Origin of the sequence: Mesorhizobium prunaredense (genome assembly GCF_900156895.1) — a bacterium.
Taxonomy (GTDB): domain Bacteria; phylum Pseudomonadota; class Alphaproteobacteria; order Rhizobiales; family Rhizobiaceae; genus Mesorhizobium; species Mesorhizobium prunaredense.
Genome location: NZ_FTPD01000067.1, coordinates 44,954 through 66,227, shown reverse-complemented (window position 1 = coordinate 66,227; position 21,274 = coordinate 44,954). Strand labels below are relative to the sequence as shown.

Genomic DNA, 21,274 nt, shown 5'->3' with positions numbered 1-21,274 from the left:
AAACGCCAATCGCCGAGGTCGCGGCCTTGAAAGGCTTGGGTTTCCTCTCCCCCATATCATGGGGGAGAGGTGGCCGCGCAGCGGCCGGAGTGGGGGCCGGCGCTGCCATATGCCATTGCCCTGCGTCTTGCGGGGGATAATCGGGACAACCGTCTCACAACCCCTAGTCACCGACGCGCGCGAGCGTGCCGAGATGATTGCCGTCGAGAAACTCTATCGTCATGGTCGACGCCTTGCCGTCGGGGCCTAGCACAAAGCTCACGCCAGACGGCGCGTCCGGCGTCTCGGCGTCCGGATAGGTCAGGAACATGTCGCGGTCGAAATGCTCCAGTGAATAGGACCGGGCGCCGCCCGGCCCGACCTTGAGCACAAGGCCGTCGCCCTCACCCGACACAACCGCATCGCCGACGAAGTCGTTGAAATAGCGGCCTTTATAGGCGCTGGCCGGCCCGGCCAAGCTCGCCGGAGACGGCGGCGCGGCATAGGCGGCCTTGGCGGCGGCGACCGCCGGGCCGAACAAGCCCGCATAGGTATCGTCCCATGCCTTGACCCAGTCCTTCTCGATCTTTCCGTCAAAGGCCATATCGGCGAAGCTCTCGGACAAGCCTTCCGGCACGCCTGTCGAAAAGGCATTGGCGACGATGACGATGCCAAGCTTCTCCTCCGGGAAGAGCGTCACCAGGGTGCGGGCGCCGACGCTGAAGGCGCCGGCATGCCCCCAGCTCAGGCCATGCCGGCCGAATTCGACATTCCAGCCGAGGCCGTAGAAGGACTCGCTGCCGGAGACCGGGTTCTTGCCCCGCGTCATCAGGGGAACATGCGTCTGGTCCAGCGCGTCGGCTTTAATGAGGGTCTCGCCGGCATAGACGCCATTACCGAGCACCAGGCGCACCCATTGCGAGAGATCGCGCGCCGTGGAGCTGACGCCGCCCGCGGGCGCCTGCGCATCCGGATCGCGCTTTACCTTCGCGGTCCAGACGCCATCGAGCTTGACGTGGAGCGCGGCGCGATTGGCGTGCTTGATGAAGTCCGCATGACGGGAACTGGTCGAGACCATTCCAAGCGGATGGTAGAGCTTCTCCTCGGCGACCTCCTCCCAAGGCTTGCCTGTCGGCTTCGCCGCCGCGACGGCGCCCTCGGTCAGTCCGAAATTGCTGTAGGAGTAGCCGGCGCGAAAGCTCGACGATGGCGACACGAACCGCAGACGGCGCAGTATCTCCGCGCGGTCATAGCCAATGTCCTCGAGGTCGTCTCCGGCGGTGCCGGGAAGTCCGCTGCGGTGCGAAAACAGGTCGCGGACCGTGAGTTCGCTGGTCGGATAGGGCTCGGACAGCCGGAAGGCCGGATCGAGGTCGGCGATCTTCGCATCCCAGGAAACAATCTCGTCGCTGACCAGCGCCGCCACGATCGTTGCTGAGACCGGCTTGGAGAGCGAGGCGATCTGGAACACCGTGTCGGCATCGACTGCCTCCGGTTTGCCGGCCTGGCGATGTCCGAAACCCTTGAGGAAGACCACCTTGTCGTCATGGACGACCCCGATGGCGAGACCAGGCACCCCGCCATCCGCGACGACGCCTTCGGCGAGCGCCTCGAGCTTCGACAGGGCTGCCGCGATCCGCTCGGGCGTAATGGTGTCAGCCGACGCCGCATGTGGCGAAAGCACCATGACGGCGATGAAGGCCCGCATCCCCCAACGGCGGAAATTCCGACCCAGGCCCACGCTCGAGTTCCTCCCCCTGCAAGCACTCTGCAAGCACCGGTCATACTACAGGCCGACGCGGGGAAGGCACAAGCCTCGCCTGGGCGAGTAGAGAAAAGCCCGCCGCGCGATGCCAAGGCGAAAATCCCTGGGAACCAGCCGGTCAACGGTATCGAACGGACCACCGCTCAGCGGCGACGACCGCGACGAAGAACCCGATCGACAACAGCGATGAGAGCACGATGGCGGCGTAGAGCCGGTCGGACTGGTAGTTGAAGGTCGCCTGGATGATCAGCGCACCGAGACCTTTGTCGGAGCCGATCCATTCGCCGACGATCGCGCCGATCACAGCGGTCGCCGAGGCGATCCGCAGCGACGCGAAAAGCATTGGCAGCGCACGCGGCAGGCGCAGGCGCCAGAATACTTCCCAACGCGTCGCCGACAGCACGCGAAACAGCTCGTGCTCGCTGGGGCTCGCCGATTCCAGGCCCCGGATCATGTTGATGAGCGTCGGGAAGAAACAGATCACTGCCGCGATCACGATCTTGGGCAGCATGCCGAGGCCAAAGATGAGGATGACGACCGGCGCCAGCGCCAGCACCGGGATCGTATTGAAGAACAGCACGACCGGAAAATAGGCAGCCTGAAGCGTGCGGCTGTGCACGAAGACGACCGCCAGCAGCACTGCGGCGAGGTTGCCGAGCACGAAGCCGGAGAGTGCCTCGATGGCCGTCGGCCAGAGGTTCGACAGGAGAAGCGATCCGTTCCTGGCAAACACGCCCGCTATCGCGGTCGGCGTCGGAACGATGTATGCCGGCACGCCGGCGAGCGGCAGCAGGACCTGCCATGCAAGAATGAGCGAGCCGGCGCCGAGAATCGGCAGCACGGTTTGTGCGAACGGCGAAAGCGGCCCCCGGTTCACGAGGCCGCTCCAAGGGCGGAGCGCATCCTGGCCATTGCCGCGACGATCGCCGGATCCTCGCGCGAGCATCTGTTGTCCGGCCCCTTCAGCGGACGAAGGTCGTGGTCGGCGACGATCCGGCCGGGATGGGCGGCAAGCACGATCACGCGCTGTCCGAGATAGACGGCTTCGGCAATGGAATGTGTGACGAACAGCACGGTCGTTTCGGTCCGCCGCCAAAGGTTCAGCAGTTCGTCGTTGAGGCGATCGCGGGTGATCTCGTCAAGCGCACCAAAGGGTTCGTCCATCAGAAGCAGACGTGGCTCGCCAAGCAGCGCCCGGGCGATCGCCAGCCTTTGGCGTTGTCCGCCGGAGAGCTGATGCGGCAGGCGCTCACTGAGCGCCGACAGGCCGACGAGTTCGAGCAGTTCGTCGGCCCGGTCGTCTATCATGCGCGACAGGCTGCGGCGGCCGACCTGGATCGGCAGCCGCACATTCTCGCGCGCCGTGCGCCACGGCAAAAGGGTCGAGTCCTGGAAGACAAAACCCACGCCGCGGCCGGAGCGCACCGCCGACGGCGTTTCGCCCATTACGCGTATCGTGCCCGCGAGCGGCGCCAAAAGATCGGCGACAACCCGCAGAAACGTCGACTTTCCGCAGCCCGAAGACCCGAGGATCGACAGGAACGTCCCGGCCTCGACCGTCAGTTCAAGACCGGAGATCACCGTCACTGGCGAGCGCCGGCCGGGATAGCCGACGTCGAGCCCGGAGGTCTCGATGGCCGGCGCGGCCATCAAGAGGCAGGTGCGCCGAGCTTCGGCCGTTCAGCCGCACTGAGTTCGAGAATCTCAGTCGTATAGACGTCCTCGGCCTTCGGCCTGCCGTTTGGATACTGGCCAATCTGGTCAAGCAGCGCGATCTGGCTCTCGATCGAGGCAGGATCGAACGTGCCCCATCCATCCTTTTTCGTGTTTTCGTCAAACGACAGTTTCAGCACCAGCGGGATCGTCTTCTTTTCCCAGCCTGCGTCGATCTCGGGATAGACCGCGACGAGCTTGTCGACCGCCTGCTCGGGATTGGCGTGGACCCAGCCCCAACCCTTGGCGACCGCGCCGATGAATTTCGCCAGGGTCTCGGAATCGGATTCGATGGCGCTGTCGGTCGCGAAGTAGACGTCGGCATAGGACGCCAGGCCCAGCTCCGACAACAGAAGATCGATGCGATCATCGCCGACGACGCTGAGCGCCTGCGTGTTGGTGATCCAGCCGCCGATCGCATCCACGTCGCCACGAACCAGCGGGGCCTTGTCGAACCCGACATTGACGATGGTTACCTCGGAAGGGTCGATCTTGTTCTTCGCGAGCATCGCGTCGATGGCGAAGCGCGCGGTCGGCTGCGTCCCGATCCGCATCCCCTTCAGATCCGCCACCGACCGGATCGGCTTCGCCGCTTTCGACGTCAGCGCATAGGGCCCGGTGCGATAGCCGCAGGCGATGATCTTTACCGGAACGCCGCTCGCCCGCGCGGCATAGAGTTGCGGCGATTCGGAGAATTGGCCGAGCTGGGCGGCACCGGACACCACCGGCGGCACGGTGGCGGCGTTCGGCCCTCCGGGGCTGAACTCGACTTCGAGCCCGGCTTCTTTGAAATAGCCATTGGCGACGGCTGCCACGTCGCCGATCTGGCCGTTCGACATCAGCCAGTCATACTGGACGACCAGCTTGGCAGCTGCCGATGCGCTGGCGCCAAACAGCTGAAGACCCGGCCCGAAAGCCGCCAGGCTGGCAGCGCCGGCCTTCAGGATCGATCTGCGATTCCACTGCGATGTGTTCCCACTCATCTTCTTGCTCCGTTGTTGGACTGTTTTGCATGCGGCGCGGCCCTTCTTGTGAGGCCGTCGCGATCGGATCATCCTTGCGTGTCGTGATAGTCGCCCGGTCCCGCGCCGGTCCAGGCGTAGAGCTCCCACAGCGTCCCGTCCGGGTCGTGGAAGTAGGCGCAGCGCGCGTTCCAGACATAGTCGCCGGGAGGCCCGACGAACGGCACTCCCTTGTCCGACAGTTCAGCGTAGAGCCGGTCGACCTCGCCGGCGCTTTCGAGTTCCATGGCAACACATGCCTTGTACGCCTGCTTCGGTGAGCGGACATTCGAGACGCCGCAGTGGCGATTGATGTGATCCAGTTCCCATGCGGCGAGCGTCACGCGCTCGGAATGAAAATCGACAAAGCCCTCGGCGCGGCGTCTGATCCGGTAGCCGAGTTTCTGCGTGTAGAAGTCGATGGTACGGTCGATATCCTCGACAAGCAGGCAGATATCGGTGATTGCCTTGGTCTGCCCGAGCGACATGGTCATTTGCCTCGATTGATCTTCGCGGTGAGTTCGACGCCGACGCGCGACGCGGCGCCATCGATGTGCCGGCGCATCGCCTCGCCGGCAGCCTGCGGATCATGCGCGGCGAGCGCGTCGTAGATTCGCACGTGCTCGGCGACGTTGACCTCGACCAGGTCGTGCAGCGGATTGGTGAGGCGGGCATAGTGGATTGACTGGCGGATCTGCTCGCAGACGAAGGAAATGAAGGTGTAGATGTAGCCGTTGCCGGTGGCCCGGGCGATCGCCCGATGGAAAAGCAGATCGGCCTCGATGCTGCCATCCTCCCAGCGCTCCTCGCCACCCATGCGGTCCAGCGCAGCCTTGATTGCGTCAAGATCATCGGATGCGCAGCGCGCTGCGGCCAGCGTGGCGGATTCGGTCTCCAGGATGCTGCGCAGCTCGAAGAGCTGCTCCATGTTGCGCTGGTCTTTCAGCGCTTCGCGGTCGATCCGGATGGCTGTCCGCTGTTCCGGCGCCATGACGAATGCGCCTATGCCTTGCCGCGCCTCGATCATGCCGTCGGCGCGAAGCTGGGCAATCGCTTCCCTGACAACATTGCGGCTGACGCCGAACTTGTCGGCGAGCTGGCTTTCGGTGGGAAGCCGGGCTCCCGGGATGATGTCGCCGCCCTCGATCTCGCGGCTCAGATGCGACGCGACGCGATGCGGAAGCGCCTCCACGCTGCCGATGATGGACGAACGCTGCTTCATGCGGCTTTCCCCTACAAATCGCCCGGATCAGGCATGAGACATGTCGGATTGAACAGGCCTGCCGGATCGAAGGCTGCCTTGATCGCGATATGAAGCTGCCGCTCGCGCTGCGACAGGCCGGCCCAGAACACGTGACTGCGGCTGCGACCGACGCCATGCTCGGCGCTGAACGAGCCGCCGAGCGCTCCGACCAGCTCGTAGAGCCGGGCCAAAACCGCCTGCCCCACGGTCCTCGCTTCGCCGGGGTCGCAACCCATGGGAGGCAGCACGTTGAAATGGATGTTGCCGTCGCCCGCATGGCCATAGGTCAGGGATGTCCAGCCAGGCCAGTCGCGCACGATGCACGCGCGTGCTTGCTCGATCAGCGTCGGCACCTGGCTGAGACGAACCGAGAGGTCGGTGCGGACATGAAAGCCGCGCCGCGCCTGCCCCTCGACCAGGCCCTCACGGATGGCCCAGAATGTGGCGGCCTGCGAGCGGCTTTGCGCGACGACGCCGTCCCTGATCAGGTCGGTCTCAAGGGCGCGCGCCAGCATCGTTTCAAGAAGTCCGCCGGCGTCTATCCCTGGCCCACAGGCAAGTTCGACGATCGCATGAACCGGACATTCTTGTGTCAACGGTGAGCGCAGGTTCGGATCGATGAGATGGGCCAGCGGCAGGCACTCCTCGCCGATGACCTCAAACGCGCTGAGAAGATCGGAGCAGAAATGCCGCGCCATCCGGAACAGTTCGCATGCCTGGCGGAAGCTGCCCAGTCCGACATAGGCGGTCTCGACCTGCGTCGGCCGGGGCGAGAGCCTTACTTCGACGCCCGTGACGACCCCGAGCGTTCCTTCCGAACCGATCATCAATTGCTTCAGGCTGTAGCCGCGATTGTCCTTGCGCAGCCCGTTCATGCCGCTCCACAGCGTGCCGTCCGGCAGGACCGTCTCAAGCCCGAGCACCAGATCACGCGTCATGCCGTAGCGCAGCACGTTGATGCCGCCGGCGTTGGTCGCGACATTGCCGCCGATGGTGCACGATCCCTGCGCACCAAGCGCGAGAGGGAAGGTCATGTCGGATGCTTCAGCGGCGTCCTTGACGTCCTGCAGCACGGCTCCGGCGTCAGCTTGCAGCGTGAAGTCGAGCGGATCGACGGAGCGTATCCGATTGAGACGCTCAAGCGACAGCACGGCATAGTCCGAACTGTCGGGAATGGCGCCGCCGGCAAGTCCGGTATTGCCGCCTTGCACGACGATGGCGACACCGCTCTGCGAGCACCATCTCACAAACGCCTGGACGTCTTCCACGGATCCTGGACGCACGATGAAGCGGGCGCTTCCGCGCCTGTCGCGGCCCCAATCGATGAGGTAGCGCTCTGCCAGTGGCGACCGTCCGTCTATCAGCGCATCACCCGCCAACTGCGCAGGCAGCTCAGCAATTGCGCCGGAAGTTTCGCGTTGAGTTGGGCGATCCGTGATCATTTCGTCAGATCATACGGTCATCCTACAACATCGCAAGCCACTTTCGTCTTGGTGAACCATCATTAATTTGGCGGCGAAAACCGCCGGCGCACCCGCCACACAATCTGGACTCTCGCGCCTGAACTGTTCGCACCCGTCGTAAAATGCTAGCCTTTTATTTTGACGAAGACGGTGCGAAACGGGGTCGGCTGGCATTGGGAGGGACCCAACTCGCTGGTGATCGGTATGGAAGTCCGACCGATTCGAACTTGAAGCCAAGGCCATGGGGGATATCAATGTCGGAATTGTTCTCGCTCGACGGCCGTGTCGCGTTGGTCACAGGTGCTTCGCGTGGCCTCGGCTTCGCCATGGCCAAGGCACTTGCGGAAAACGGCGCGACGGTGATCGTCAATGCCCGCGATCCGGCGGCGCTGTCCGCGGCGGCCGAAAGGATCGGAGCCGAAGCCCTGCCGTTCGATGTCACCGACGCGGCGATCTCGAGGGCATCGCTCGAAGGAATCGTCGAACGCCACGGCCGCCTCGATATTCTGGTCAACAACGCCGGCATCCAGCATCGAAGTCCGTTGGTCAAATGGCAGGACGAGGATTTCAACCATGTGATTGCCGTCAATCTTTCGGCTTGCTTCCGCATGATACGCGACGCGGTGCGCCTGATGCTGCCAAACAAGTTCGGGCGCATAATAAACACCGGATCGGTTGCGGCGATCCTTGGCCGTCCCACCATTCACGCCTATGTGGCGGCAAAGGCGGGCCTGCACGGGCTGACACGCTCGACCGCCGCTGAACTGGGCCGTCACGGCATCACCGTCAACGCGATCGCCCCCGGCTATTTCGCCACCGAGCTCAACACCGCACTTATGAGCGACGAGACCTTCACCAAATGGGTCGAGGCACGAACCCCGGCGGGCCGCTGGGCCCAGCCTGAGGAGCTCGGCGGAGCCGTGGTGTTTCTCGCCTCAGACGCTGCCGACTATGTCAACGGCCATGTCCTGGCCGTTGACGGCGGGCTATCGGTCTCCCTCTGACCGGCGACGTGCCTTTCAGGAATAAATTTCAGCCGGGCAGCGCTGCGAAATCTGCGAAGACCGGCTGCGTTAGCCGATCCCATAGACCAGGCTCACGCGCCCATCCGTGAGCTGCTGAACCTTCCGCAGTTCGAGCCCGCGACGATTTTGCGTTGCTCCAAACAGCGCCTTCCCTTCGCCGACGAGCAGCGGATAGAGGATAAGCCGCAGTTCATCCACCAGCCCGGCATCGATGAGGCTCGCGGTCATTCGCGCACCGCCCATGAGATAGATATCCTTGCCCGGCTGCTGCTTGAGGCCAGCGATGTCTTCGAGGCTCCGCACGAAGCGCGTCTTTGGCCAAAGCGCCGAAGTCATCGTGTTCGACAGCACATAATGCGGGGTCTGTTCGGCAAAGCGGGCCCATTCGAGCTCCGCCGGCATCGGCAGTTTGCCGGTCATCGGCAGCGGCTTGTCCGGCTCATTCTGGATCGCGCTCCAGTAGCGCTCGTAGCCGGCGTACATGACGCTCCCGAGCAGGCAGGCATCGATTTGCGGCGTCAGCCCATAGTCCTCCGACCACGCGTCGACCCAATCGGCGTAACCCTCGGGTCCCTCCATCTTGCCGTCGATGGAAACCTTCATTCCGGTGATCAATTTGCGCATGACGTCCTCCATCAGGCTTGCACAATGCAAGCTCGTTTCATCGTTGCCGGTATGCGAGCCTCCATGGACAATGGCTGCGGTGGCTGCGCTCTCATTCGAGGGATGGCCGGTCTGGACACATGCCGGTCGCCGCCCGTCCCTTCGGGCCGTCCCTCTGGCGAGGGAACATTGTGGAGCGCGGATCAGCGAGGGGCGTGCTCCATAGCCTTTGCATCGGCACCCGACGCAAAGGTCCAACATGGGGTTCAAACGTGAGAGTTAGGTCAGGCCGGCAGGCGGCGGTCGTATTCTTCCCGCAGGCGACTCCAGCCATCCCAGAACGAGGTCGGCGTGTTGCCCGCGAGGCGGGCGGCCAGGATGTCGAGGTGCATGTGCCAGCCGGCGGTAACGTTGAGCTGGATTGCGCGTTCCGGCAGCCGGCGATGGACGACGGTGAGCAGCACATCATTGCCTTTCGGCTCCAGCAAGAAGGAAACGCCGCCGGTGTTTCCCCAGGTGATGGCAAGCTTGTAAGGCGGATCGAGCTCAGTGATCCGGCCCTCCATCCGATGCTCTTCGGGAAAGCCCGCGGGGCGCTGGCCGGGCGGATCGGTCAGCTCGTCGTTACGCCAAACCAACTCGAACGAGGTGCCGGCCTTCATTTCCATCTGGCCAGCAGCCATCCACTGCCGGCGCAGGTCGCTCTCGGTGAGATAGGCCCAGACCCGCTCGATCGGGCCGGGCAAAAGCCGCTGGATGGTGAACGTGGCGGGCTCGGTCAGCTCGCCATAGGCTCCGATGGTTTTCATCTGGTTCATTGGTCGTCTCCTTCTTTTGAGGCGGGCGATTTCCTGGAATCATCCTGGGCCCAGGAATCACCCGGGGCTTTGCGTGCGTCCTCCTCGCGAAGCAGACGCTCGAGGACGTCGAGACGGTTGGTCCAGAAGCGCTCGTAGAAGCCGAGCCATTGGTGGGCGCTGGCCAGCGGTCCGGGTTCGAGGCGGCAAAGATGCGTGCGGCCCCTCACCTCGCGACGAATAAGCCCTGCATTCTCCAGCGCCTTGATGTGCTTGGAGGCCGCCGCCAGTGACATGTCGAAAGGCTCCGCCAACTGGCTCACCGTTCGCTCGCCGCCGGCGAGATCGCGAAGCATGTGCCGGCGGGTGGCGTCGCCAAGCGCGTGAAAGACCGCGTCCATCTGGGGTGTCTCTAATTCAACCATGTAGTTGAATATAGAGGTGCGCTTTCAGATAGTCAACCGTTCGGTTGAATGATTGTGGGAAAACCCCTGCTACGACAGATTCAGCAGAATTTCAGAAATCTTCCGGTACGCGCCTGTCCTTTGGCTTCATTGTTCTCAAGAAGAAAGAACCGGATGAGGTCGACCATGTCACTGAATGAGAACACGCGCCAAGCCGCCCGGCAGGAACTCCTCGAATATGTATCTTGCGTTATGGCTGCGTCGCCTTGTGCGCCCATGCCTGGAACGATGTTCGAAATGCTCGAGATCATCGCCATGGACAGGCGGATGGCTTCCAGCCAAAGTGAAGGCGAATCAAATTCCTTTGGTCCCTTGACGTCTGAGAGGATTGAGACCCCAATCAGGCAGCGTCTAGTCAGGCTGATCAGGTCGGCATTCGATGTCGCAAGAAAATCCAGAGCCCGTTCTGGCACTTGGCAGGTGCGAGCTTGATCTTGCGCGCGGCCTCCTTCTCCGCGACGGGAAACCTGTTGCCCTCCGCTCCAAGGCGTTCGATCTGTTAACCTATCTCAGCAGGAATGCTGGGCGTGTCGCGACCAAGTCGGAACTGATGTCAGCGGTGTGGCCTGATGTCTTCGTGACCGAGGACTCACTGACGCAAGCCGTCAGGGAGTTGCGAAAGGCGCTGCAGGACGAAAGCCAAACCATTATCCGCACGGTCGCCAAACGCGGCTACGTCCTCTCCCCTCTCGATGCGCCAAAGCCAGAGCTCGATGCGCCAAAGCCAGAGCGCTCTGGACAGCCAAGCGTTGCGGTACTGCGCTTCAGCAATGAAGGTGCGCCGGAAGACACCCCTCTGGTTGACGGCTTCGCCGAGGACATTGTCAATGCGTTGGCTCGCTTTGGGACGGTCGTTGTGCTGGCGCGCAATTCCGGATTTGCATTTGTCTCGGATTCCGCTTCCGATTGGCGTGCCATTGGCGACAGCCTTGGCGCAACCTATTTGGTCCGTGGCAGGGCGACGACCCGCGCAGACGGCATGCGGGTCACCATCAGCCTCATTACCGCCTCGACGGGTGGAGTTCTCTGGAGCGATAATTTTTCTGCGTCTGGCGGCCAGATCTTCGATATGCAGGAAGAAATCGCTCGCCGTGTGGTGAACCGGCTGGTCGCTCGGCTCGACGACGCAGGCATTAAACAAGCGACCCCAAAGCCTACGGACAGCTTGGCCGCATACGAGCTTCTCCTGCGTGGACTGGCCCGGCTGCGCGGCTATGGTGATGACGACAATGAGGCTGCGCGCAGTCTTTTCCAGGCGGCGGTCGAGAAGGACCCGACCTATGCCTTGGCGCATTCCTACATCGCGCTCGCCGATCTCATTATCGGTGGCTATGCTGAGGCATCTCCAGCGTTGCTTGGTTCGGTGATCGAACGCGCAGAGTGCGCGGTGACCTTGGCGCCGGAAGAGCCACGCTGCCATCGCGTACTCGCCCAGGCTTTCCTCTCAGCCCGTTGGTTCGAAGCGGCCGAACATCACCTTCAACGCGCGCTCGACCTCAATCCGTATGACGCCGATACGATTGCTCAAATGGGATACTTGCTCACGATGAGAGGCAGGCCTCTTGAAGCACTCGCGGCGCTAGACAGTGCGATACGGATCAACCCGATCCATCCTGATTGGTACCATTATGATCGCTCTATCGCGCTTTACTCTTCAGGAGACTACAAGGCCGCGCTCCTTAGCATGTCGAAGCTCCCATTGAAGACACCCTGGCGGCTGACAAGGCTCGCGGCGTGCCATGCGCAACTCGGCGAACTGAAGGAAGCACAGAACATTATCGCAGACGTCAAGCGGATAGCGCCTGACTATTCGCCACTGGAGTTTGCGCAAACCAGGATAGCGTTCGAACATGCGAGCGATATTGAACACTTCACTGCCGGCGTCGCCAAAGCAGTTGCAGCATATGAGGCCGGCCTGGTCGGCGCCCTGCCCGGACATCGTGAGTAGCAGCGCGCCTATCGCGAAGGGTTGACGAGCCTTCCGGATTGGAGGATTACCCGTTTCTTCGTCCGGTAACCACACATGGCAACTGAAACCGAACGCGAGACCTTCACTTGCCTTCGAAGAAAGTATGAATCGAGGCTTCCAGCTTTTCGATGAGCTGAGGGTTATGGCAGCTTCCAGCCCAGATCAGGGCGTTCAGTCTCATATCCTTGTTGAGAAAGTTCATTTTCCGAGAATCAAGCAGGTATCCCGCAACCTCGTAGTGCCGTCCCTTGATAGCCTCGATAAGCGCGTTGTTTCTTCCGGTCTTGTCAGTAAGATTCACGTCGGCGCCATTCTCGACAAGCAACTTGACGACATCCAGATGCCCGTTCTTTGCCGCTTCAATAAGGGCCGTTCTGCCGTAGTAGTCGGCTCTTGCATCGATCTCTATTTCCGGATGTTTCACGAGGGCTAAAATGGAGGCGTAGTGGCCCTTGGCCGAAGCAAGGCTCAAAGGCGTGCTCTTCCATTTGTTTCTGGAATTCACATCGATTGCTGGGTGTTCGATCAGCGCCTCGACCGCCGCGGTGCGGGCATTGAGGGCTGCCAGATGAAGGGCTGACCAGCCGCCGCCGTCCGCCTCGTTGATATTGGCGCCGGCCGCCAATTCCGCTCGAACGGCCTCCGCATCGCCGCTTTCTGCCGCGAGCAGCAGATTCGACCAACCTCTCGCCTCTTCGGCCTCCAAGCTCTTGGTCAATGCAGTCGCCTCCCCGAATGCTCCCCGCAGGATACCATTGTTCCGGTTCGGCCGACATCCACCGAATGACCGGCTTCCATCGAAAAGCCTTTCTCATTCGACAGCCCTAAGCACCCGAACGGTGGATATACCACCAGGTTCGACATTTGGCGGATCGTGGACGAGCACTACGACCCGGCATTGCTAAAACGAGGCTCCCGGCCTGCAGTAGCTGCCGGCACTCGCCAAAGCTGCTATCGGATCCAAAGCCGCTATCGGAAAGGTGAGAAGCGAGATGCGAATTGGACGTCGGCAATTTCTGGTCCTGTCGCTCGGAGCGGCTGCCCTCGGCAAGGCATACGCCTCCGAGCCATTCTGAGCAGCCCTGCGATCCGGAGAAGCCATTGCCGTGCTGCGCCATGCCGCAGCCCCAGGCTCCGGCGATCCGCCTGGCTTCAGGCTCGGTGATTGCAGCACCCAGCGGAATCTGTCGGAACAAGGTGGTGCGCAGTCCCGCGCGATCGGCGACCTGTTCCGTGCGAATGGCATCTCGTCGGCAGCCGTCTATTCGAGCCAGTGGTGCCGTTGCCTGGATACCGCTCGCCTGCTCGGGATCGGCGACGTCGTGCCTCTTGAGCTGCTCAATTCGTTCTTTGGCGACAGTTCGGCCGCAGAAGTGCGCACCGCTGCCCTTCTGGCCTGGCTCCGCGGGCAGCGTTTCGGTGGACCCGCCGTGCTTGTCACGCATCAGGTCAACATCACCGGTTTGACCAGCGAGGTGCCGGATAGCGGCGAAATGATCATCGTCCGCATTCATGGAGCTGACCCGGTGCAGGTCATCGGGCAGGTTGCCACGCCGGCTTGAGCATCATGGCCTTCAACCCCATCTCGTGCAGCATCGCTTCAGTCGCGGAACAACGACGTGCGAGGCGAGATCAAAGGGAGTGATGGCATGGCTATCGATTTCAACCACACAATACTGCCGGCCCGCGACAGCGAGGCGTCGGCAAAATTCCTGGCGGAAATGCTTGGCCTTCCAGCCGCGAGGCGCTGGGGGCCTTTCCAGATGGTCACGACCGAAAACGGTGCCAACCTCGACTACATGGATACCGACGGCGAAATCAGGCCACAGCATTACGCCTTCCTGGTCAGCGAAGCCGAGTTCGACGAGATATTTGGCAGGATTCGTGAACGGGATCTCCCGTACTGGGCTGATCCTGGGCGGACGCAGCTGGGCGCGATCAACCGCCACGACGGCGGCCGCGGCGTTTATTTCGAGGACCCGAACGGTCATCTTCTCGAGATCATTACCCGTCAGTACGGCAGCGGCGGATGGAACCCGTGATCGCTCGGTGGCGTAGCCAGGCGGCGAACGCCCTGCGAGCTGGTCTCATGGCGGAACCTGAACGGTGACCTTGATCGATGAATAATAGGCGGCGACATCAGCTATATCCTCATCGCTCAAGCCCTTGGTCACGACAGTCATCTGCTCGTTCTTGCGCTCGCCTGCCTTGAAGGCCATCAGCGCCTTGACAAGATAAGCCTCCTTTTGCCCGGCTATGTTCGGCGCCTCGGGCAACTTGGCGATGCCGTCCTTGCCATGGCAGACCTGGCACTTCAGCATGATTTTTTTGCCCGAAACGGCATCACCTCCAGCCTGCGCAAGAGACGAACAGGCAAAGAGCGCAGCCAGACTGACGATCAAACCCCGCACCCCGAACTCCTATCCATAGGAAATGAGCCAGGCAGCAGCAGAAGCCCGCCGCCTGGTTAAGCCATTAATCGCCGTAGGAAATCCGCCAGACGGCCCCGGCTAAATCGTCGGACACCAGCAGCGAACCGTCTTTGAGCACCTGAACATCGACAGGACGGCCGAGATACTCGCCATTCTCGTTCAGCCAGCCGTCAGCGAACACTTCAGTTTTGTCCGCCGTGCCGTCCGCCTTGAGCGGGGTGAACATCACCCGAGCGCCCACCGGGTCCACGCGGTTCCAGGAGCCGTGCTGGGTCGAGAAGACGCCGCCCCGGTATTTTTCGGGAAACTGCTTGCCGGTATAGAACGACAGCCCGAGATCGGCCGCGTGAGCCTCTTGCTCGACCTCTGGGAAGATCACGCCTTCGGGGACTGTTGCGTCCTTGTACTCAATCGTACGAACTTTGCCGCCGCCATACCAGGGGAAGCCAAAGTTCTGGTCCGGTCCGGTAACACGGTTCATTTCACCTGGGGGAATGGTGTCGCCCATGCCGTCAACCTGATTGTCGTTCACCCAAAGTGTCTTGTCCTTTGGGTTAAAATCCAGGCCGAGGGGATTGCGCATTCCGCGCGCATAAATTTTGCGGTCGGTACCGTCCTGCTTCATGCTTATGATGCCGCCGATGCCCAGTTTCTCGAATTCCGGGAGCAATTCGGGCGCTGGCACATTAAAGGGCTGGCCGATGGTAATATAGATGCGGTTATCAGGCCCGACGCGGCAGGTTCGGGCCGTGTGATTGAAGCTCTCGTTGGATGCGGGTATCAGCTCGCCCTGCTTCACGATAGTGGAAGCCGCGACATCGGGGCCTTCATAGAAAAACTCGGCGCCCGGGAACCACAATACGCGGTTCTGTTCGACGACGTAGAGGTGGCCATCTCTGGAGAAGCAAACGCCGTTCGGGACTGCCATTTTGATTGAAGGCGCGAAGACCTTCACATCATCGGCAACGCGATCCTTGTTTCGGTCGGTCATGGAATAGACCAGCTCTTTGCGGGTTCCGACGAACGTCACCACACCTTGTGGTCCCACGGCCATGTGACGCGCGTCGGGAACGATGGCATAGAGATTGACCTTGAAGCCATCCGGGACCTTGATTTTCGCTGCAATGGCTTTGAGCGCTTCGGCGTGTTCCCCAGTCTGCGGTATCGGCTCCATCATCGGTGTGCCGGTCGTCTTGAAGCCGCCAAGTTTCTCGAGATTTTTGTCCTGCGCAAAGGCGGACGTTACGCAAAGGGCGGCAGCGCATGACAAAACGAAAGCCAGTTTCTTGATCACGATATCCTCCCACGTGGCCAGCTTCGCGGCATCTGTGGCAGCCAGATACAACGTTGCGGGCGGTTGCTTCTGTGCGAAATTTCCAGCGCCGAGCACACTCTTCCGGTCGGGACTTAACGACCGAAAGCGTTGCCTAACTCAATCTCCTGACAGTCACCTTGGACTGCAGTGGTTGCCGCCACAGCATAACATGTTGGCCCGACGGGTACCAACGATGAACGGCAAGCTGGCCGGGGCTTTCAACCAGTCCTCTTATCGGCTGACCGGGCGGGCGCCGAGTTGGCGCAACAGACCGAATGTGCTCCAATATGGCCATGTAAAGTTGCCTTCGACTGTCCGGTGAAAAATGGCGTCCAGGCAATGACAGACCGCCAGGGAGCGGCCCGCCAGAGGGGGAATAGATGCGTCGCATCGCTCGGATCTCGCTTGCCATCATCGTTTGACGAGCCGTTGCGATCCTGCTGCCCGGGCCAGACTTGCCTCCAGCTGTCGACTCGCATTGGCGGACGCCGCGCCTAGATAAGCACTGCGCCGGGGCGGAGCGATGCAGAAGGACCTGAGCATGCCTGAACAAATTACCCTGACTAAGCCTGAGCAGATCACATTGAATGATGGCTCAGCCATTCCCCAGATCGGCCTTGGCGTGTGGCAAGTCGATCCAGCCATCACGAGCCAGGTGGTGAGTTGGGGAATCGAGGCCGGCTACAGACTGATCGACACCGCCGAAGGCTACCAGAACGAGGAAGGCGTCGGGCAGGCGATCCGCACGGCTGGCGTGCCGAGGAGCGAGTTGTTCATCACCTCGAAACTGCGCAACGGCGCGCATCAGCGTGACGCCGCCCTGCGGGCTTTCGACGAGACGATGAACAAGCTCGGCATCGAGCAGATCGACCTGTTCCTGATCCACTGGCCAGTGCCCAGCCAGGGCAAATATGTCGAGGCGTGGAAGACGCTGATCGAACTCAGGCAATCCGGCCGGATCAGGTCGATTGGCGTTTCAAATTTCAACCAGGACCATCTGGAGCGGATCATCAGCGAGACTGGTGTCACACCCTCGGTCAACCAGATCGAACTCCATCCCCGGTTTCAACAGCGCCATGCCAGAGAATTTCACAGCACGCACAACATCCGGATCGAAAGCTGGAGCCCGCTGGGCAGCGGCCGGCTGTTGAGCGACCCGACCCTCAAAAAGGTCGCCGGAAAACACCGCAAGTCCGTGGCGCAGGTGATCATCCGGTGGCATCTTCAGGAAGGACTGATCGTCATTCCAAAGTCGATCCATCAGGATCGGATTGCCGCCAATTTCGACGTCTTCGATTTCGAGCTGGACGCGGCAGACCTCGGCCTCATTCGTGGCATGGATTCATCAAACGGTCGCACCGGGGCGAACCCCGCCACGGCTGCGTTCCTGTTCTGACGAGCGACGGGCTCGGCCAGATCAGCGAAGGCGGATTTCGTAAGGGTAGCCAGCCTCGCAACGGCCGGCTGCCCGACTGCCGAAACCTGCACGCCGCGATTTTTTGTCGACCAAACGTCAGACACCGGGTTTCCTGACGGAGAAAAGCTGCAGGCTGCCGGGCAGCCCGCTCGCTTCCAGCTCGCCATGCTCTTCGAATAGCAGGCCGGAGCCGACTACGAGATCGCGCACCGTCCGCGACGCGATGATCTCACCCGGCCGCGCACGATCGAGCAGCCGCGATGACAGCTCGATCGCGATGCCGGTGAAATCATCGCCGCGCTCCTGGCATTCGCCGGTATGGACTGCCGAGCGGACATCGAGACCGGATTGCCTCAGGCGATGACGGATCGCGATCGCGCACTGGATCGATCGCGTCGGCCGTTGGAACACTGCGAAAAATCCGCTTGCGGAGCGCCTGATCTGTCTGCCTTCGGCAGCGAACAGTTCGCCGCGGATCTCTTCGGCGTATCGCTCGATCAGATCTGCGCCGAGACCAGAAGGGGGGCCGGCTATCTCCAGGGACAGCACCGACACCAGAATCCCTTCGCCCGGCGCTGCCGGCAAGGCGCCGGTGACGAAGGTCTGGATCTCGTCGACGAGGCGATCGGAATTCTCGCCCCAGATTACGTGATCACGACCGGCAAGCTCGATGTATTTGGCGCCTTCGATATGCGTTGCCAGATAGCGCCCCTCTTCCGGTTTTACCCAGCGGTCGCCCGCCGTCTGCACGATCAGTGTCGGGACGTGAATGGCTGGGAGAAGGGCGCGAACATCGATTTCGGTGCCCCAGCGCCAGAGCGCGATCGCGTCGGCTGGAGAGGCTGAATTCCTCAGATATGCGGCGAACCATTCCCTCTCGAAACTGTCATTCATCAGGCTGGGCGCGGCATTGCTCATGTCCGCCGGCTCTCCCCACTCTCTCTCGACGACGGCCAGATCTTCTTCCACCTGCTCGCCTGTTTTCGCCCAAGGGTAATCCTTCGACCATCTGCCGCTGGCGTAGGCTCCGTTGAGCACAAGGGCCGCTGTCCGCTCGGGATAGGTCGCCGCGAACAACATGCACATGGGGCCGCCCTCGGAGCTGCCGAACAGAACCGTGCGCTTCGAGCCGACCGCATCCAGCACCGCCCGCACGTCCTCCATCCGCTCCTCCAGCGTCGGCAAACCGACATTGCGGTCGGACAGCCCCGTGCCGCGCTTGTCCATGCGGATCAGGCGCGAGAAGCCGCCGAGGCGCTGGAGCACATGCGCCAATCTCGGCGACGACCAGGCAAGGTCGAGGTTGGAGACCCACCCAGGCACATGGATCAGGTCGATTGGCCCGTCGCCGGTCACTTGATAGGCGATGTTGATCCCGGCCGATTTGACATAGTGGGTCGCGGGGCGCCTCGACTCGGCCTCAAACGCCGGCCGCTCGCCGGTTCGGGCTGGCGACGGTGGCGGTGTCTGGGAAAGCGACGCCGAGGCGGCTATCCGGGAGGCGGCTCGCGGCGTCATCCGGCGCGTCCGCAGGTCTTCATAGAGATGTCGGGTTTCCGGCTCGGGCTGCAGGTTGAGGTCCCGCTGCAGCGCACCGCGGCAATTTTCATATTGCCTCAGCGCGAGATTGAGCCGGCCCTGGACCGCGTAGGCTCGCATCAGGGCGCGGTGGATATCCTCCCTCAGCGGGTCCATGGCGAGCAGGCGCGTTGCCGAGCGCACGCATGAGGCAGGATCGTTCGTAGTGCAGTAATGCGCGACGAGCTTGTCCAGTGCCGCGATGGCCATCGCCCTCAGGCGCTCGCGCTCGACCCGCAGCCAATCCTCGAACGGCTCCTCCTTCAGGCCGAAGCCGTCGAGCAGGTCGCCGCGATAGACGACAAGCGCCTGTTCGAGATCTTCAGGCGCCGAGTTGGCGGTCAGCGCCTGGAACCGCGCGACATCGAAATCGAGATTATCGAGATTGAGGGTGATGCTATGGCCATCCGTCAGGAACCTTCCGCCGTCGGATGCGTCCATCGCTTTCTTTATGGCGGACAGGGCCTGCCGGAGGTTCATCCGCGCCTGGGCCTCGCTGTTGCCGCCCCACAACAGCGCGGCGAGCTTCTCGCGTGACTTGGAGTGTCCGGACTGCAGGGCGAGATAAGCCATCATGGCGCGCGCCTTGCGGCTGAAGACCGGGGCCGCCGCACCGCCTCCGGCGAAGTCGAAACCGCCTAGCAGACAGAGATGAGGGTGCGTCATCGGATCCGCCACAGCCACAACTTCTTTGCGATCCTTTCCTGTAGTTGTCCCTAATTCAACCGTCATTTTCATCGGCCTGGCGTTTTCACGAATCCTTCACGCTGGTTCCAACGCGCCTCTCACGGCCGTGGTGGAGATTGTCCGGACGAGCAGCCCTTATTTCAGGAGGACACTATGCTACGCCCGAGTTCGTCCGAATGGCCCATCTGGCGAAATGATCCCGGTCAAACTGAGCAGCCGCGCGGCGGCCCTTTACGCCACGATATTGCCCTTACGCATTATCTCGAGAAGCAGCGGGCCTGCCGGCTATCAGCGATCCGCTCGTTCGATTTCCGGACCACCGCGATCCGCGCATGCGCGCTGATCGCGCGACTCGGGCGTGATTTTTTCCGGCGACTGCATCCATTCAAACCGCGCATCGCCATGAAAAATGCACTTAAGTTGACCGACGAAATTGGCCTGAGGCTGGCGCAGATCGAAACAGAGATAACCAACTCGTTCTGGCGCCGGTGAGCACGACAGCGGGTTTCAGCTCGATCCCAATGGCCTTTTTACGGTGAAAACTCCCCTTCGCGCTCAGCTCATATCCCCGATCCATCCAGCAGCGGTACATCTTCTTCATCCCAGGGGCTCGGCAATGAACCCTTGCTCAGATTGGCGGTCGGCAGTGGCATCCAGCATTTCAGCTCGGGCTCGGCGTATTCAACCACGCGTCCGGGCGACGAGTCGGAAGCGCGCCAGCCTTCGCTGCCGAACTGGTCGGCTCGAGACCAGTAAGCCAGGTCGACTTCCGCCGGCCCCTGTTCAGACGGCCGAACCGTGACAAGGATTCGGCTGCCATCCCTTGGCGCGCTCGACATGTGACGCCACCGATCGGGCTCATCCATCGTGTTTCCTCCTGCAGCCTGCATCTCGGCCGTCCAGACGAATTGTCGCTTCGCGCACAAGGCCGGTCAACCTGAACTTTGCCCCGGACAGCTCTCAGCCGGACAGCAGTTGGCGGCCTGCCGGTCTGGCGCGACATGGGCTGCCAGTCATCGGCGCACCTTGGCCTTGACTGCCCAGGCTCTCGTTTTCAGGGGAATGGACCCGCCCTCGCCGCGCGGCAGACTATCGCGGAGCCTCTCCATCAATCTCTGGCGAGCTGCGGGGTCGAGACTCATGCAATAGCCGGGCGCCGGTCCCGCACCCAGGGTGAAGGGGTGCCAGTAGTCTTCAAAATCCTTGAACACGGCGGGCGCTTCGATCCGGGTGCAGTCGACGGAACCCAGGCCGGCCTTCTCCGCGAGATCGGTTAATCCGTCTCGGGTGCAGAACGGAAAACGCCTGTCTTCGGTAAGGTCGATGGCACCGGGGTCAAGTGCCGTCGCAGCGGTCCAGAAGGCCCGCATGAATTCCACCCCGCCGCCAGGATAATCCCACACATAGAAGCCGATCGTCGCTCCAGGGCGGGCCACTCGCCGCATCTCGGCGAGCGACTTTTGCCTGTCGGGGACGAAGTTGAGGACAAGCGCCGACACGACCATGTCCTTGCTGCCCGATTCGACTGCCAAGGCCTGCGCATCGCCTGCGAGAAACGCGACACGCTTGTCCGGCACGTTTGCCCGCGCCTTGGCGAGAAAACCCTCCGACGGGTCTATGGACACCTGGCTCCTGGGATTGCAACGGGCCAGGATGGCTGCTGACAGCGCCCCGGTTCCGCAACCCACCTCCAGCCAGTCCAGACCCTCCGCGGGATCCAGCCAATCCAGGAACGGTGGAGCAATCTGACGGCTCCATCGCCCCATATAGAGGTCGTAGCTATCCCCGGCCTGCCAGGCGTCGTGGCGCGTTGCCTCAGCCAT

The 21,274-nt window shown here is 62.1% G+C and carries 22 protein-coding genes; 6 read left to right on the top strand and 16 right to left on the bottom strand.

The annotated features are described in order from the left end of the window. Nucleotides 1–163: 163 nt before the first annotated feature. The 7 genes from BQ8794_RS29510 to BQ8794_RS29480 all read right to left on the bottom strand — a co-directional run bounded on the left by BQ8794_RS29510 (nucleotide 164) and on the right by BQ8794_RS29480 (nucleotide 7,143). Nucleotides 164–1,720, bottom strand: a complete 1,557-nt coding sequence (locus tag BQ8794_RS29510; RefSeq protein ID WP_077382473.1) for a serine hydrolase — start codon at nucleotides 1,718–1,720, stop codon at nucleotides 164–166. A gap of 142 nt (nucleotides 1,721–1,862) precedes the next feature. Next, entirely contained in the window at nucleotides 1,863–2,621 is a 759-nt protein-coding gene (locus tag BQ8794_RS29505; RefSeq protein ID WP_244555154.1) for an ABC transporter permease, read from the bottom strand. After that, nucleotides 2,618–3,394 (bottom strand): ABC transporter ATP-binding protein, encoded by a 777-nt coding sequence (locus tag BQ8794_RS29500; RefSeq protein ID WP_077382469.1) that lies wholly within the window; start codon nucleotides 3,392–3,394, stop codon nucleotides 2,618–2,620. Before BQ8794_RS29500 ends, BQ8794_RS29505 begins: the two co-directional genes overlap by 4 nt. After that, nucleotides 3,394–4,440, bottom strand: coding sequence for an ABC transporter substrate-binding protein (locus tag BQ8794_RS29495; RefSeq protein WP_077382466.1), 1,047 nt, complete (start codon nucleotides 4,438–4,440; stop codon nucleotides 3,394–3,396). Before BQ8794_RS29495 ends, BQ8794_RS29500 begins: the two co-directional genes overlap by 1 nt. A gap of 68 nt (nucleotides 4,441–4,508) precedes the next feature. Further along, nucleotides 4,509–4,946: a VOC family protein gene (locus tag BQ8794_RS29490; protein ID WP_374120358.1), complete on the bottom strand. Its 438-nt coding sequence runs from the start codon at nucleotides 4,944–4,946 to the stop codon at nucleotides 4,509–4,511. Between the two features lie 2 nt (nucleotides 4,947–4,948). Further along, nucleotides 4,949–5,680 (bottom strand): FadR/GntR family transcriptional regulator, encoded by a 732-nt coding sequence (locus BQ8794_RS29485; protein WP_077382461.1) that lies wholly within the window; start codon nucleotides 5,678–5,680, stop codon nucleotides 4,949–4,951. Nucleotides 5,681–5,691: 11 nt separating this feature from the next. Next, nucleotides 5,692–7,143, bottom strand: a complete 1,452-nt coding sequence (locus BQ8794_RS29480; RefSeq protein ID WP_077382458.1) for an FAD-binding oxidoreductase — start codon at nucleotides 7,141–7,143, stop codon at nucleotides 5,692–5,694. A 275-nt stretch (nucleotides 7,144–7,418) separates the two neighbouring features. Between BQ8794_RS29480 and BQ8794_RS29475 the strand changes: the two genes are divergently transcribed. Beyond that, on the top strand, nucleotides 7,419–8,168 hold the full coding sequence (locus tag BQ8794_RS29475; RefSeq protein WP_077382455.1) for a glucose 1-dehydrogenase: 750 nt from the start codon (nucleotides 7,419–7,421) through the stop codon (nucleotides 8,166–8,168). Between the two features lie 69 nt (nucleotides 8,169–8,237). On the opposite strand, the gene BQ8794_RS29470 is transcribed toward BQ8794_RS29475, so the two are convergent. From BQ8794_RS29470 to BQ8794_RS29460, 3 genes are all read right to left on the bottom strand, one after another. Continuing rightward, nucleotides 8,238–8,813, bottom strand: a complete 576-nt coding sequence (locus BQ8794_RS29470; protein WP_077383459.1) for a dihydrofolate reductase family protein — start codon at nucleotides 8,811–8,813, stop codon at nucleotides 8,238–8,240. A 263-nt stretch (nucleotides 8,814–9,076) separates the two neighbouring features. Then, nucleotides 9,077–9,610, bottom strand: coding sequence for an SRPBCC family protein (locus tag BQ8794_RS29465; protein ID WP_077382452.1), 534 nt, complete (start codon nucleotides 9,608–9,610; stop codon nucleotides 9,077–9,079). Next, a complete protein-coding gene (locus BQ8794_RS29460) occupies nucleotides 9,607–10,014 on the bottom strand; it encodes an ArsR/SmtB family transcription factor (protein ID WP_077382449.1) in 408 nt (135 codons plus the stop codon). Before BQ8794_RS29460 ends, BQ8794_RS29465 begins: the two co-directional genes overlap by 4 nt. Nucleotides 10,015–10,432: 418 nt before the next feature. Between BQ8794_RS29460 and BQ8794_RS29450 the strand changes: the two genes are divergently transcribed. Continuing rightward, nucleotides 10,433–12,001: a winged helix-turn-helix domain-containing tetratricopeptide repeat protein gene (locus BQ8794_RS29450; protein WP_077382443.1), complete on the top strand. Its 1,569-nt coding sequence runs from the start codon at nucleotides 10,433–10,435 to the stop codon at nucleotides 11,999–12,001. Between the two features lie 103 nt (nucleotides 12,002–12,104). Here the strand turns inward: BQ8794_RS29450 and BQ8794_RS29445 are convergent, their stop codons facing one another. After that, the gene (locus BQ8794_RS29445) at nucleotides 12,105–12,740 is read right to left on the bottom strand and encodes an ankyrin repeat domain-containing protein (RefSeq protein WP_077382440.1); all 636 of its coding nucleotides are present in this window, start codon (nucleotides 12,738–12,740) and stop codon (nucleotides 12,105–12,107) included. Nucleotides 12,741–13,128: 388 nt separating this feature from the next. Between BQ8794_RS29445 and BQ8794_RS29440 the strand changes: the two genes are divergently transcribed. Then, a complete protein-coding gene (locus tag BQ8794_RS29440; protein ID WP_210189877.1) occupies nucleotides 13,129–13,584 on the top strand; it encodes a histidine phosphatase family protein in 456 nt (151 codons plus the stop codon). Nucleotides 13,585–13,641: 57 nt separating this feature from the next. Then, complete coding sequence (locus BQ8794_RS29435; protein ID WP_244555153.1) at nucleotides 13,642–14,064, top strand: VOC family protein; 423 nt, start codon at nucleotides 13,642–13,644, stop codon at nucleotides 14,062–14,064. Between the two features lie 45 nt (nucleotides 14,065–14,109). On the opposite strand, the gene BQ8794_RS29430 is transcribed toward BQ8794_RS29435, so the two are convergent. Together BQ8794_RS29430 and BQ8794_RS29425 are read right to left on the bottom strand one after the other, a co-directional pair. After that, the gene (locus BQ8794_RS29430; RefSeq protein WP_077382434.1) at nucleotides 14,110–14,433 is read right to left on the bottom strand and encodes a c-type cytochrome; all 324 of its coding nucleotides are present in this window, start codon (nucleotides 14,431–14,433) and stop codon (nucleotides 14,110–14,112) included. A 64-nt stretch (nucleotides 14,434–14,497) separates the two neighbouring features. Further along, nucleotides 14,498–15,748 carry a PQQ-dependent sugar dehydrogenase gene (locus BQ8794_RS29425; RefSeq protein WP_077383457.1) on the bottom strand — a complete coding sequence of 417 codons (1,251 nt, stop codon included), beginning with the start codon at nucleotides 15,746–15,748 and terminating at the stop codon, nucleotides 14,498–14,500. A gap of 562 nt (nucleotides 15,749–16,310) precedes the next feature. Between BQ8794_RS29425 and BQ8794_RS29420 the strand changes: the two genes are divergently transcribed. Then, complete coding sequence (locus tag BQ8794_RS29420; protein ID WP_077383455.1) at nucleotides 16,311–17,165, top strand: aldo/keto reductase; 855 nt, start codon at nucleotides 16,311–16,313, stop codon at nucleotides 17,163–17,165. Between the two features lie 117 nt (nucleotides 17,166–17,282). Here the strand turns inward: BQ8794_RS29420 and BQ8794_RS29415 are convergent, their stop codons facing one another. Continuing rightward, on the bottom strand, nucleotides 17,283–19,430 hold the full coding sequence (locus tag BQ8794_RS29415; protein WP_077382431.1) for an alpha/beta fold hydrolase: 2,148 nt from the start codon (nucleotides 19,428–19,430) through the stop codon (nucleotides 17,283–17,285). 174 nt (nucleotides 19,431–19,604) lie between these two features. On the opposite strand from BQ8794_RS29415, the gene BQ8794_RS29410 reads away from it, so the two are divergent. Then, nucleotides 19,605–19,943 carry a hypothetical protein gene (locus BQ8794_RS29410; RefSeq protein WP_077382428.1) on the top strand — a complete coding sequence of 113 codons (339 nt, stop codon included), beginning with the start codon at nucleotides 19,605–19,607 and terminating at the stop codon, nucleotides 19,941–19,943. A 68-nt stretch (nucleotides 19,944–20,011) separates the two neighbouring features. On the opposite strand, the gene BQ8794_RS29405 is transcribed toward BQ8794_RS29410, so the two are convergent. Together BQ8794_RS29405 and BQ8794_RS29400 are read right to left on the bottom strand one after the other, a co-directional pair. Continuing rightward, the gene (locus BQ8794_RS29405) at nucleotides 20,012–20,317 is read right to left on the bottom strand and encodes a hypothetical protein (protein ID WP_023799134.1); all 306 of its coding nucleotides are present in this window, start codon (nucleotides 20,315–20,317) and stop codon (nucleotides 20,012–20,014) included. 147 nt (nucleotides 20,318–20,464) lie between these two features. Continuing rightward, nucleotides 20,465–21,274: a class I SAM-dependent methyltransferase gene (locus BQ8794_RS29400; protein WP_077382425.1), complete on the bottom strand. Its 810-nt coding sequence runs from the start codon at nucleotides 21,272–21,274 to the stop codon at nucleotides 20,465–20,467.